10 protein-coding genes are annotated in these 13379 nt (G+C 48.7%); all 10 read left to right on the forward strand.

All coding sequences use genetic code 11. The features are described from left to right. Nucleotides 1–4 precede the first annotated feature (4 nt). The 10 genes from ftsW (at nt 5) to dapB (ending at nt 12916) form a co-directional block, all read left to right on the forward strand. Entirely contained in the window at nt 5–1207 is a 1203-nt protein-coding gene (ftsW, locus tag EA26_RS03115) for a cell division protein FtsW (protein ID WP_052079220.1), read from the forward strand. Then, nucleotides 1194–2261, forward strand: coding sequence for an undecaprenyldiphospho-muramoylpentapeptide beta-N-acetylglucosaminyltransferase (gene murG, locus EA26_RS03120; protein ID WP_039423988.1), 1068 nt, complete (start codon nt 1194–1196; stop codon nt 2259–2261). Before ftsW ends, murG begins: the two co-directional genes overlap by 14 nt. Nucleotides 2262–2274: 13 nt before the next feature. Further along, nucleotides 2275–3738, forward strand: coding sequence for a UDP-N-acetylmuramate--L-alanine ligase (gene murC / locus EA26_RS03125; protein WP_039423991.1), 1464 nt, complete (start codon nt 2275–2277; stop codon nt 3736–3738). Between the two features lie 198 nt (nt 3739–3936). Beyond that, nucleotides 3937–4713, forward strand: coding sequence for a cell division protein FtsQ/DivIB (locus EA26_RS03130; RefSeq protein WP_052079789.1), 777 nt, complete (start codon nt 3937–3939; stop codon nt 4711–4713). After that, nucleotides 4706–5968 (forward strand): cell division protein FtsA, encoded by a 1263-nt coding sequence (ftsA, locus tag EA26_RS03135; protein ID WP_039423997.1) that lies wholly within the window; start codon nt 4706–4708, stop codon nt 5966–5968. The genes EA26_RS03130 and ftsA overlap by 8 nt, the downstream gene beginning before the upstream one ends. Nucleotides 5969–6000: 32 nt before the next feature. After that, the gene (gene ftsZ, locus EA26_RS03140) at nt 6001–7197 is read left to right on the forward strand and encodes a cell division protein FtsZ (RefSeq protein ID WP_039423999.1); all 1197 of its coding nucleotides are present in this window, start codon (nt 6001–6003) and stop codon (nt 7195–7197) included. A 98-nt stretch (nt 7198–7295) separates the two neighbouring features. Then, nucleotides 7296–8213, forward strand: a complete 918-nt coding sequence (lpxC, locus tag EA26_RS03145; RefSeq protein WP_039424002.1) for a UDP-3-O-acyl-N-acetylglucosamine deacetylase — start codon at nt 7296–7298, stop codon at nt 8211–8213. Nucleotides 8214–8784: 571 nt separating this feature from the next. Beyond that, nucleotides 8785–11508: a preprotein translocase subunit SecA gene (gene secA, locus EA26_RS03150; RefSeq protein WP_039424004.1), complete on the forward strand. Its 2724-nt coding sequence runs from the start codon at nt 8785–8787 to the stop codon at nt 11506–11508. Nucleotides 11509–11614: 106 nt separating this feature from the next. Beyond that, entirely contained in the window at nt 11615–12013 is a 399-nt protein-coding gene (mutT, locus tag EA26_RS03155; RefSeq protein ID WP_039424007.1) for an 8-oxo-dGTP diphosphatase MutT, read from the forward strand. Nucleotides 12014–12106: 93 nt separating this feature from the next. After that, the gene (gene dapB, locus EA26_RS03160) at nt 12107–12916 is read left to right on the forward strand and encodes a 4-hydroxy-tetrahydrodipicolinate reductase (protein WP_039428736.1); all 810 of its coding nucleotides are present in this window, start codon (nt 12107–12109) and stop codon (nt 12914–12916) included. Nucleotides 12917–13379 lie beyond the last annotated feature (463 nt).

Consider the following 13379-nt stretch of genomic DNA (forward strand, 5'->3'; position numbering starts at 1 on the left):
CCGTTTGGTCAAGGCAGCACATTTCAGAACAACTCTGCTCCGATGGTTTGGTCACAGCGCACCAGAGGCGCTGTTTGATCGCCAACTGGTGTGGATCGCGCTCAGTTTAATGTTGATCGGGCTGGTGATGGTCACATCGGCCTCTTTTCCGATCAGCTCGCGGCTGACGGATCAACCGTTTCACTTTATGTTCCGTCATGCCACGTTTCTTTTTCTGGCATTGGTCACGTCGGCGGTGGTGTTACAAGTGCCGTTGGACAAGTGGCAGCGCTATAGCCCGTATTTGCTTGGTCTCTCTTTCACTCTGCTTGTGGTTGTGTTGCTGGCGGGGAAATCGGTCAACGGTGCATCGCGCTGGATCCCGCTAGGGCTGTTTAACCTTCAGCCGGCGGAAGTCGCCAAACTGTCGCTGTTTATCTTTATGTCCAGTTATCTGGTGCGTAAACAGGATGAAGTGAGAGCGACTTTTTTTGGTGGCTTTATGAAACCGATCATGGTGTTTGCGGCGCTGGCTGTGTTGCTGTTAGGTCAGCCGGATTTAGGCACAGTAGTGGTGATGCTGGTGACACTGTTTGGCATGTTGTTTATTGCCGGGGCAAAGCTGAGCCAGTTTCTCGCCTTAATGGTGGCAGGCGTCAGCGCGGTCGTTGGACTCATCCTGATAGAGCCCTACCGAGTGCGGCGAGTGACGTCGTTTCTTGACCCGTGGGAAGACCCGTTTGGCAGTGGCTACCAGTTAACGCAATCCTTGATGGCATTCGGCCGTGGCGAATGGTTTGGTCAGGGCTTAGGTAACTCGATTCAAAAACTTGAGTACTTGCCAGAGGCTCATACAGACTTTGTCTTTGCCGTGATGGCCGAAGAGTTGGGTTTTATTGGTGTCGTGCTGGTGTTGATGCTGATTTTCAGCCTAGTACTTAAAGCGGTATTCATTGGTAAGAAAGCCTTTGAGCATCAGTTCCAGTTTGGTGGTTATCTCGCTTTTGGTATCGGTATCTGGTTTGCCTTTCAAACCTTAATTAACGTTGGTGCGGCAGCGGGGATGGTACCAACCAAAGGCTTAACCTTGCCTTTGATCAGTTACGGTGGCTCCAGTTTGATTATTATGTCGGTGGCGGTCTCAATACTGCTGCGAATTGACCATGAATGTCGGCTGATGCCAGCCGTGAAAAAAGCAGAGTCACAAACACAAGATGAAAAAGAATAAACGACTGATGGTAATGGCCGGCGGAACAGGTGGACACGTGTTCCCGGGTTTGGCTGTTGCCAAAAAACTTCAGCAACAGGGCTGGGAAATCCGTTGGCTGGGCACGGCCGATCGTATGGAAGCCGAATTGGTGCCGAAACACGGCATTGAGATTGATTTTATTAAAGTCAAAGGATTGCGTGGTCAAGGATGGAAGCGCCTACTGGTAGCGCCGTTGCAAATCATCAACGCTATTTTACAAGCGAAAGCCCACATCAAAGCGTGGCAGCCGGATGCGGTACTGGGGATGGGCGGCTACGTCAGTGGCCCGGGCGGCATTGCGGCATGGCTATCCGGCATTCCAGTGGTGCTGCATGAACAAAACGCGGTGGCGGGTTTAACCAATCAATGGCTGGCAAAAATTGCCAAAAAAGTGTTCCAAGCTTTTCCGGGCGCATTTCCACAAGCTGACGTGGTCGGCAACCCGGTACGTGATGATGTGGTCGCTCTCGCTGAGCCGCTACAACGCATGCAAAACCGCCAAGGGCCAATCCGCATTTTGGTGATGGGCGGCAGTCAGGGCGCGCGCATTCTCAATCAAACTCTGCCTGCGGTTATGGCGACCTTAGGTAGCGGCTTTGAGATTCGCCACCAAGCGGGAAAAGAGAACGCGCAAGAGGTCGAACAAGCCTACCAACAAGCGGGCGTCAAACACGCACAAGTGAGTGAGTTTATCGACGATGTGGCCGCCGAATACGCATGGGCGGATCTGTTGGTGTGTCGCTCTGGTGCGTTGACGGTATCTGAAGTTTCTGCCGCGGGCGTGGCAGCCATTTTTATCCCGTTTATGCATAAAGATCGCCAACAGGCGTTAAACGCAGACCATCTGGTCGCCTGCGGCGCAGCGAAGATGATTGAGCAACCACAGCTCACCGTGGAAAAACTGGTGGCGGAGATCCAGCCGCTGGATCGCAACCGCTTACTCGCGATGGCAATAAAGGCCAGAGCCGCGGCACAGACCAACGCAGACCAAGTGGTTGCCGACGCGATCATCGCGCTAACCAATAAGAATTAAAGAGTAGAGATCAATGACGATTCAACATACGCAAGATTTAGCCCAAATCCGAGCCATGGTGCCAGAGATGCGCCGTGTGAAGTCTATCCACTTCATTGGAATTGGTGGCGCGGGGATGAGCGGCATCGCGGAAGTACTCTTGAATGAAGGCTACCAAATCACCGGCTCTGACATAGCAGAAAATGCGGTGACTGAACGTTTGGCGCAAAAAGGGGGCAAGGTATTTATCGGCCACCAAGCCAGTAATATTGACCAAGCGAGTGTCGTGGTGGTTTCGACGGCCATCAACGAGGCGAATCCAGAAGTGAAAGCCGCTCGTGAAGCGCGTATTCCGATTGTGCGCCGTGCTGAAATGCTGGCGGAGCTGATGCGTTTTCGTCATGGTATTGCGGTTGCGGGCACGCACGGTAAAACCACCACTACGGCGTTAGTGACACAAATTTACTCAGAAGCGGGGCTCGATCCGACGTTTGTCAACGGCGGATTAGTTAAAAGCGCAGGTACCAACGCGCGCTTAGGCTCAAGCCGCATCTTGATCGCCGAAGCCGATGAAAGCGATGCCTCTTTTTTGCACTTGCAGCCGATGGTCAGCATCGTCACCAATATTGAAGCCGATCATATGGACACCTATGGCGGTGATTTTGAAACGTTGAAGCAGACCTTCATCGATTTTCTGCACAATTTGCCGTTTTACGGGCAGGCGATAGTCTGCATTGATGATCCGGTGATCCGCGAGCTGATCCCAAGAATTAGCCGCCAAGTGATCACCTACGGTTTTTCACCAGACGCCGACGTGCGTATTGAAAACTATCGCCAAGACGGGCAGCAAGGCAAATTTACCGTGGTGCGTAAAGATCGCGCTAATCTGGAGATCACCTTGAACATTCCGGGGCGACATAATGCGCTTAACGCTTCAGCGGCGATTGCGGTGGCAACCGAAGACGATATTAGCGATGACGCGATCTTGGCCGCAATGATTGGCACGCAAGGAACCGGTCGTCGTTTTGAGCACCTTGGCGAATTTGAGACGGGCAACGGCAGCGCCATGCTGGTGGATGACTATGGCCATCACCCAACCGAGGTCGGCGTGACGATCAACGCCGCGCGCAATGGCTGGCAGGAGAAACGCCTAGTGATGATTTTTCAGCCACATCGCTACAGCCGCACTCGTGATCTCTATGATGACTTTGCTAATGTACTGGAACAGGTCGATGTACTGATTATGCTGGATGTCTATGCCGCCGGAGAAAAACCGATCGCGGGAGCCGATGGTCGTGCGCTCTGTCGTACTATTCGCAGCCGCGGCAAATTGGATCCGATTTTCGTTCCCGACTCGGCCCAGCTTCCGTCAGTGCTTGCGAATGTGCTGCAAGATGGCGATCTGGTGCTGGCGCAAGGAGCGGGTGATGTTGGCAAAGTCGCTAGACATCTCGCCGCTTTGGAATTGAATATCGCCAAAATGAAATCATTGTCATAAATGGTGGGTATAAATACACAGAGCCGAACGAGGATCGCGGATTTCCGATAACTTGGTTGCGATTTCTTATTATCAGTATTTGATAGTTTATCAGAGCTCAGTATAATCCCAAGGTTAAAGTGCTTGCTTTTCGTATCGTGAATATTCAGAGAGAAAAGTCTAAATAAACTCAGTCAGGAAGCGCAAACTTTGACGGAACTGACAGTCGATGACGTTGAATTTCAACGTGAAAATCGAATAAATAAAACGCCTCATATTATTGGCGCTCTGTTTTTGGCCGTCGTTGTTACGTTAATTGGCTCGATTTTATATTCAACATTAAGTTGGATGTGGGACGATCAGCGTCTGCCGTTGTCAAAAATGATCCTACAAGGTGATTTGCGCTATGTGACACAAGAAGATGTGCAGCGTGCGCTCGCTCGTATTGATCACATCGGCACTTTTATGTCGCAAGATGTCGATGTGTTGCAACAAAGTGTAGAAGCATTGCCTTGGGTTGCTCATGCCGCCGTTCGTAAGCAGTGGCCAGATACAGTAAAAGTGTATTTGACGGAACATAAAGCCGAAGCTATTTGGAATGGTAACGCGCTGCTTAATGAACATGGCATGGTTTTTGATGGTGATATTGCCCAATTAACAGAAGATAAAGTAAAACTTTATGGTCCAGTCGCTAGCGGTCCGGAAGTGCTCAATGTCTATCGGCAAATTAGTCCCGAATTCGCAAAATTGGATTTATCGATATCATCGCTAGTGCTCAATGATCGCAGAGCTTGGCAAATTATTCTGGATAACGGTATTCGGCTAGAGCTTGGCAAAGAATCGTTAGCGGAACGAGTAGCGAGGTTTTTCTCGCTTTACCGCCAGCTAGGTAGTAAGGCGGCGAAGGTCAGCTATGTCGACCTCAGGTATGATACGGGAGCCGCAGTTGGTTGGTTCCCAGAACAAGAGTTAGGACAAGAGAATACAGATGACTAAGACCGCGGATGATAATCTTATTGTTGGTCTTGATATAGGCACTGCAAGCGTATTAGCTCTGGTAGGTGAAATACTGCCTGATGGTCAAATCAATATCATAGGTGCGGGAAGTAGCCCGTCGCGTGGTATGGATAAAGGCGGCGTGAACGATCTTGAATCTGTGGTGAAATCGGTACAGAGGGCGATTGATCAGGCCGAGTTAATGGCTGAGTGCCAAATCAGCAACGTATTTATCTCTTTGTCGGGAAAACATATTGCTAGCCGTATCGAAAAAGGTATGGGAACAATATCTGACGAAGAAGTCTCACAGGAAGATATGGATCGTGCTATACATACTGCAAAATCCATAAAAATCGGTGATGAACAGCGTATCTTGCATGTGATTCCGCAAGAGTTCACCATTGACTATCAGGAAGGTATTAAAAATCCACTGGGTTTGTCTGGGGTGAGAATGGAGGTCAGTGTACATCTGATCTCCTGTCACAGTGACATGGCGCGCAACATCATCAAAGCCGTTGAGCGTTGCGGGTTAAAAGTGGAGCAATTGGTGTTTTCAGGGCTTGCGGCAAGTAATGCGGTGATCACTGAAGACGAAAGAGAACTCGGCGTTTGTGTGGTCGACATTGGTGCAGGCACCATGGATGTTGCCATCTGGACGGGAGGGGCGCTGCGCCACACCGAAGTGTTCTCTTACGCGGGCAACGCGGTGACTAGCGATATTGCCTTTGCATTTGGTACGCCAGTCAGCGATGCTGAAGAGATAAAAGTGAAGTATGGCTGCGCGCTGAGCGAACTGGTCAGCAAAGACGACACCGTCAACGTACCTAGTGTCGGAGGCAGACCATCACGAAGCCTACAGCGTCAAACGCTGTCGGAAGTGATCGAGCCGCGCTACACAGAATTAATGGGTTTGGTTAACCAGACCATAGAAACGGTGCAACTAAAGCTTCGTCAGGATGGCATCAAGCACCATTTGGCTGCGGGTGTAGTCCTAACGGGCGGTGCAGCCCAAATCGAAGGATTGGTTGAATGTGCGGAACGCGTTTTCCGCAATCAAGTTCGCGTTGGTAAACCGCTGGAAGTGAGTGGTTTAACCGATTATGTAAAAGAGCCGTATCATTCCACGGCTGTTGGATTACTTCATTACGCACGTGATATGCGAGCCAGTGATGATGGTGACTACAACGAGCCCAAACGTTCGGCGGTCACTGGCTTGTTTGGCAAGCTGCGTAATTGGATACAAAAAGAGTTTTAACCTGAGAGTTGCAGGAAAAACGGAGATAACACATGTTTGAACCGATGATGGAAATGTCTGACGATGCTGTAATTAAAGTCGTTGGGGTTGGCGGTGGCGGCGGTAACGCTGTAGAGCACATGGTGCGTGAATCCATCGAAGGCGTGGAATTCATCAGCGTCAACACTGATGCACAAGCGCTTCGTAAGACGAGTGTGGGGAACGTAATCCAAATCGGTGGCAACATCACCAAAGGTTTGGGTGCGGGCGCAAATCCACAAGTAGGTCGTGACGCAGCTCTAGAAGACAAAGAAAGAATTAAAGAAGTGCTCGATGGTGCCGATATGGTATTTATCGCAGCTGGTATGGGCGGTGGTACCGGAACTGGTGCCGCGCCAGTGATTGCTGAAGTTGCCAAGGAATTGGGGATTTTGACCGTTGCTGTTGTGACCAAGCCATTTAGCTTTGAAGGTAAAAAGCGTTTAGCGTTTGCAGAGCAGGGCATTGACGAGCTATCGAAACACGTTGACTCGCTGATCACCATTCCAAACGAGAAATTGCTCAAAGTGCTTGGCCGTGGTGTCACCCTTTTGGAAGCCTTTGCTAGCGCGAATGACGTACTAAAAAATGCCGTTCAAGGTATCGCAGAGCTGATTACACGCCCTGGCATGATTAACGTCGACTTTGCAGACGTACGTACAGTGATGTCTGAAATGGGTCACGCCATGATGGGCAGCGGTATCGCTAAAGGTGAAGACCGAGCAGAAGAGGCCGCTGAAATGGCGATTTCCAGCCCACTGCTTGAAGATATCGATCTTGCTGGCGCTCGTGGTGTTCTGGTGAACATTACGGCGGGTCTGGATATGCGTCTGGATGAGTTCGAGACAGTTGGTAACACGGTCAAAGCGTTTGCTTCGGACAATGCCACTGTGGTTATCGGTACTTCTCTAGACCCAGACATGGCTGACGAAATCCGCGTTACCGTTGTGGCGACAGGTATTGGCAACGACAAGAAACCAGACATTACCTTGGTTTCTGGTGGTAAAACCAAAGTTGCTCAACCTGTAGTGGCAGCGAAAGTGGAAGAAAAACCGGCACAGAGTATGCAGGAGAGAACTCAGGTTACTCCTCAGCCATCCGCGCCAGTCTCTTCTTCCCAAACCTCTGGCAGCCAGAATACGGCGCCGAAGCCAGAGAAAGAGAGCGGTTACTTGGATATTCCGGCATTTTTACGTCGTCAGGCTGATTAATACCCAAGCACAATTTGACACTGTTCAAAATTGTGGTAGCATTCACGGTCGGTGTACTATACGACCGTGTTTTGTAGCACTTTTATCGAGGCAAGCAGATGATCAGACAACGTACTCTGAAGGAAATGGTGAAAACAACTGGTGTGGGCCTCCACTCTGGTCGTAAAGTCACATTGACTCTTCGCCCTGCCGCTGCAAATACCGGTATTATTTATCGTCGTACGGATCTGAATCCGCCAGTCGATTTTCCAGCAGATCCGGCTTCGGTCCGTGACACTATGCTGTGTACCGCACTTGTGAGCGATGACGGTGTTCGCATATCCACTGTTGAGCATCTAAACGCCGCACTGGCGGGTATGGGCATCGACAATGTGATCGTTGAAGTCGACGCACCTGAAATCCCCATTATGGATGGCAGCGCAAGCCCATTTGTTTATCTGCTCCAGCAAGCGGGTATTGAATTCCAAAATGCGGCAAAGCGTTTTATTCGAATCAAGAAACCTGTACGTTTCGAAGATGGCGATAAATGGGCTGAGTTTGTCCCATTTAATGGCTTCCGCATGGATTTTGAGATCGACTTTAACCATCCAGCCATTGAGTCTGACGAGCAACGTTTGTTGTTTGATTTCTCTTCGCAAGGTTTTGTACGTGAAATTTCTCGTGCTCGTACCTTCGGCTTTATGCGTGACATTGAGTACCTTCAATCGCAAAACCTCGTCTTGGGTGGCAGTTTTGATAACGCTATCGTACTGGATGATTACCGTATCCTAAACGAAGAAGGCTTGCGTTTTGAGAATGAGTTTGTGACTCACAAAGTTCTGGACGCGATTGGCGATCTTTACATGTGTGGTCATGCGATTATTGGTGAGTTCCGCGCCTACAAATCAGGGCACGGTTTAAACAACCAACTATTACGTGCAGTACTGGCAGATCAAGAAGCGTGGGAATGGACTACCTTCGAAGAAGAAGCGGGTTCACCAGTTGCCTTTGCTGAACCGAATATGGTTTTCGCTTAAGAGCAGTCAATCGAATTTAAAAAGCCAGACATCTAGTCTGGCTTTTTGCTATTTCTCTATCCATCCCATCTATACTTTTATTTGTACTTCCATCCCGACCCATTTGCCGCACGGCAATCTGCTGCCGTTGCCATTGGAAAAACTGCGCCGCGCGCTAGGTTAGATAGAAGAGCTAAATGTCGGATATCTAGTGGTAACTTCTTAAACGAGCTGTTGTGCTGCAATTCTGATCTTGCATGACGATTCACCATTAATCTTAGCGATAAATGCACTTTAAGTTACCGATTAACTAGAGCTCAAGGAACTTTCGCCTGATATTGATGCTGAATCCTCCACCAATATCAATAAAAACTTCAAAGCGCTTCAAACAATTGGGGTTAACAATGGTGATAAAAAAGAAAAATCCTTACACTAGACAGCATTATTTCCAATTTTAGCCTTGAAAATCCTACCTGACAGTACAATATCTGAGTTACATGATTTATCTCAGTATCCTTAGTTTAAGACTGGTAGAGACTGAAGGCATTTATCGTAGATCACAGATGATCTAGCAAAGAGAGATTCATAACAAATGATAACTAAGCTACTGACAAAAGTTATTGGTAGTCGCAATGATAGAACACTGCGTCGCCTTAGAAAGATTGTTAAAGAGATCAACAATTACGAGCCAACGTTTGAGGCTCTGTCTGATGAAGAATTAAAAGCAAAAACCGTTGAATTTCGCCAACGTCTTGAACAGGGCGAAACGCTTGACCAGCTATTGCCAGAGGCATTTGCGACGGTGCGTGAAGCGTCAAAACGTGTTTATGGTATGCGCCACTTTGATGTACAGCTGATTGGCGGCATGGTGCTTAATTCGGGACAAATTGCGGAAATGCGTACCGGTGAAGGTAAAACGCTGACGGCGACATTGCCGGCTTACTTAAATGCCCTGCCTGGAAAAGGGGTGCATATTGTTACCGTCAACGACTACCTTGCCAAGCGTGATGCCGAGACCAACCGACCGCTATTTGAATTCCTAGGTATGACCGTTGGCGTCAATATTCCTAACATGCCTCATCCGGCGAAAAAAGAAGCCTACCAAGCCGATATTCTTTACGGTACCAACAACGAATTCGGTTTTGACTACCTGCGTGACAATATGGCGTTTCGCAATGAAGACCGCGTGCAGCGTGCGCGTTTCTTTGCGGTAGTCGATGAAGTGGACTCGATCTTGATTGATGAAGCTCGTACGCCGCTGATTATTTCTGGTCCTGCGGAAGACAGTTCTGAGCTGTACACGCGTATCAATGCGCTCATTCCGCTGCTGCAAAAGCAGGACAAAGAAGACAGCGAAGAGTACCGTGGCGATGGTCACTACACCGTGGATGAGAAGTCCAAGCAAGTTCACTTGACTGAAACCGGGCAAGAATTTGTTGAAGAGCTGATGGTGAAAAATGGCCTGATGGAAGAAGGCGATACCCTCTATTCTCCGACCAATATCAGCTTGCTGCACCATGTCAACGCAGCACTGCGTGCCCACGTGTTGTTTGAGCGCAACGTCGACTACATCGTCACTGATGATGGTGAAGTGGTTATCGTTGATGAGCATACTGGCCGTACCATGCCGGGGCGTCGTTGGTCTGAAGGTTTGCATCAAGCGGTGGAAGCTAAAGAAGGCGTCAAGATTCAAAATGAAAACCAGACGCTGGCTTCAATTACTTTCCAGAATTACTTCCGTCTGTATGAAAAACTGTCGGGCATGACAGGTACCGCAGATACCGAAGCATTTGAGTTCCAGCAAATCTATGGCTTGGAAACTGTGGTTATTCCAACCAACAAACCAATGATCCGTAATGATATGCCGGATGTGGTTTACCGCACTGAAGCGGAAAAATTTGCTGCAATCATTGAAGACATCAAAGAACGCGTTGAAAAAGGTCAACCGGTTCTGGTAGGTACGGTATCGATTGAAAAATCGGAACTGCTGTCTAACGCGCTGAAGAAAGCCAAGATCAAACACAACGTGTTGAACGCCAAGTTCCATGAGAAAGAAGCGGAAATCGTCGCCGAAGCAGGTAAACCAGGGGCTGTGACCATCGCGACCAACATGGCCGGACGTGGTACGGACATCGTGTTGGGTGGCAGTTGGCAAGCTAAAGTTGAACAGATGGACAACCCAAGCCAAGCGCAGATTGATGCCATCAAAGCGGAATGGAAAATCGTTCATGACCAAGTGCTAGACGCGGGTGGCCTACACATTATTGGTACCGAACGTCATGAATCTCGTCGTATCGATAACCAGCTGCGTGGCCGTTCTGGTCGTCAAGGTGATGCGGGCTCTTCGCGTTTCTATCTGTCAATGGAAGATTCCCTGCTGCGTATTTTCACCTCTGATCGCATGGCGGCCTTGATTCAAAGCGGCATGGAAGAGGGTGAAGCAATCGAATCGAAAATGTTGTCTCGCTCGATTGAAAAAGCGCAACGTAAAGTGGAAGGGCGCAACTTCGATATCCGTAAGCAATTGCTGGAATACGACGATGTGGCCAACGACCAACGTAAAGTGGTGTACGAGCTGCGCGATGAGTTGATGGGTTCTGATGATATCAGCGAAATGCTCGAGCACAACCGTGTTGATGTACTGAACAATGTGATTGATGAGTACATTCCTCCGCAATCATTGGAAGACATGTGGGATCTGCTTGGCCTGCAAGAGCGCTTGAAGAACGATTTCGACCTCGATGCGCCGGTGAAACAGTGGTTGGAGCAGGACGATAAACTGTATGAAGAAGCGCTACGCGATAAAATCATCGATCTCGCGGTAGAAGTCTACAAAGCGAAAGAAGAAGTGGTCGGTGCACAAGTGCTGCGCAACTTCGAAAAATCAGTGATGCTGCAAACGCTAGATACCTTGTGGAAAGAGCATTTGGCGGCGATGGATCACTTGCGCCAAGGGATCCATTTGCGTGGTTATGCGCAGAAGAACCCAAAACAGGAATACAAGCGTGAGTCGTTCGAGCTGTTTGAAGGTTTACTGGAAACACTTAAGTCTGACGTGATTATGATCTTGTCAAAAGTGCGCGTTCAACAACAAGAAGAAGTGGAACGTATGGAAGCTCAGCGTAGAGCGCAAGCAGAAGAAGCGGCTCGCCGAGCGCAGGCGCAACACGCTGCGGCAGATAACCCACTGGCAGAGGGCGATGAGCACGTATCTCATCAACCAGCTGTACGCGATGAGCGTAAAGTGGGCCGTAACGAACCTTGTCCTTGTGGCAGTGGCAAGAAATACAAACAGTGTCATGGTCAGATCAACTGATCGTGACAGTATAAGTACAAAGAGTCGCCTAGGCGGCTCTTTTTGTATCAGTGAGATATCACCCGACGATAGTAGCGGGGAGCATAGAGAAAGGGGAAACGCACCAATGAAACGAATTCATATTGTTGCAGGTATTATTTTTAATCAGGACAAAAGTGAGATTTTTATTACCAAACGACCAGATGATAAGCACAAGGGTGGCTTTTGGGAGTTTCCTGGTGGCAAAGTGGAAATGGGTGAATCGGTCGAGCAAGCACTGGCCCGTGAGCTTGATGAGGAGATCGGCATTAGCGTGACTGAGCAGAGCCTGTTTGAGCACTTAGAGTATGACTATCCAGACAAGTCGTTAAAATTCGATTTTATCTGCGTACACGCCTTTGACGGCCAACCCTATGGCAAAGAAGGCCAGCAGCATGCTTGGGTCAAAATCACTCAGTTGAGTGACTACGCTTTTCCCGAAGCGAACGTGCCAGTGCTGCAGAGAGTATTAAAAGAGTTTGCTTAATCTCTGGTCTCCCGTTGGGATTGTTGTTAGTTTATATCGATATTTAAACGATTTGCCGCTCGGGTGGATCATGGATTAATGGAGAAAGATGCAATGGTAAGAATTGCAATTGCAGGGGCAGCGGGACGCATGGGGCGCAACCTAGTAAAAGCCGCTCATCACAACCCTTTAGCCGTGGTGAGTGCAGGTTCGGAGCGACCAGAGTCTTCACTGGTTGGGGTTGACCTGGGGGAGCTGTGCGGAGAAGGGAAATTTTCGGTATCGGTGACTGAGGATCTGGCTAAGGTTATTGACCAGTTTGATGTGATTATTGATTTCACCGCGCCAGCCAGCACATTAGCCAACTTGCAGTTGTGTCAGCAGCATGGCAAAAGCATCGTTATCGGCACCACTGGGTTTAGTGAAGCGCAGCGTGAGCTGATTGACCAAGCAGCACAACAAGTGCCTGTGGTGATGGCGCCAAATTACTCAGTTGGTGTCAATCTGGTATTCAAACTGCTGGAGAAAGCTGCCAAAGTGATGGGTGATTATTGCGATATCGAAATTGTCGAGGCGCATCACCGCCATAAAGTGGATGCACCATCGGGCACTGCAATTGGCATGGGCGAAGCCATCGCGCATGCGATGGGGAACAAGCTTAGCGACGTCGCGGTGTACGCACGTGAAGGCATCACGGGTGAGCGCAGCCGCAATGAAATCGGTTTTGCGACAATTCGAGCGGGTGACATTGTCGGTGAGCATACCGCCATGTTTGCCGATATTGGTGAGCGTGTGGAAATTACGCACAAAGCGACAGACCGTATGACGTTTGCCAATGGAGCAGTTAAAGCAGCGGTATGGCTAAGCGACAAACCTGCTGGTTTCTACACCATGACTGATGTGTTAGGGCTCAATGAGCTGTAATTAAATAATTATGCGCCGGCACTTGCCGGCGTTTCTTTATTTCTCGTTTTTCTTCTCTTTTATCTCTCGTCGGCTTCTTGTCATTTTATGACTTGCTTTTCTTGTTATTTCTGCGCTTACGACTTGCTTTTTGTTTGAGTTGCTCAAAAATTAAATTAGTTATTTGTTGCGCAACGTTTGCGTCAAAAACAAAAATGAAACTGTGATCTGGGATGACGTTTAAAAGTGGTGTTCCATCGAAATTACATCAAATTGCCCTTTGTGGATTAATAAACTTATACTTTTGCGGTCATTTTATGGCTTTTTGCTCTAACTGGTCTAAATGGTAAATATGTTTTTGACTAATTGTTGACAGAAATCACGACGATCTTTAGAATACCGCCAATTTGTCTGATTTCCCCGAAATCTTCGGAAAGTGGTGTTAAGGAAGGCAAGTTTGCAGCTTAATTTATTATTTTTGCAT

It is taken from the genome of Vibrio navarrensis, from assembly GCF_000764325.1.
Classification (GTDB): Bacteria; Pseudomonadota; Gammaproteobacteria; order Enterobacterales; family Vibrionaceae; genus Vibrio; species Vibrio navarrensis.

What these genes read in the sequence shown, in the direction of transcription:
- dapB (WP_039428736.1), top strand. Translation starts at nt 12,107, where the DNA reads ATGGTAAGAATTGCAATTGCAGGGGCAGCGGGACGCATGGGGCGCAAC.
- ftsA (WP_039423997.1), top strand. Translation starts at nt 4,706, where the DNA reads ATGACTAAGACCGCGGATGATAATCTTATTGTTGGTCTTGATATAGGC.
- murC (WP_039423991.1), top strand. Translation starts at nt 2,275, where the DNA reads ATGACGATTCAACATACGCAAGATTTAGCCCAAATCCGAGCCATGGTG.
- murG (WP_039423988.1), top strand. Translation starts at nt 1,194, where the DNA reads ATGAAAAAGAATAAACGACTGATGGTAATGGCCGGCGGAACAGGTGGA.
- mutT (WP_039424007.1), top strand. Translation starts at nt 11,615, where the DNA reads ATGAAACGAATTCATATTGTTGCAGGTATTATTTTTAATCAGGACAAA.
- secA (WP_039424004.1), top strand. Translation starts at nt 8,785, where the DNA reads ATGATAACTAAGCTACTGACAAAAGTTATTGGTAGTCGCAATGATAGA.
- lpxC (WP_039424002.1), top strand. Translation starts at nt 7,296, where the DNA reads ATGATCAGACAACGTACTCTGAAGGAAATGGTGAAAACAACTGGTGTG.
- ftsZ (WP_039423999.1), top strand. Translation starts at nt 6,001, where the DNA reads ATGTTTGAACCGATGATGGAAATGTCTGACGATGCTGTAATTAAAGTC.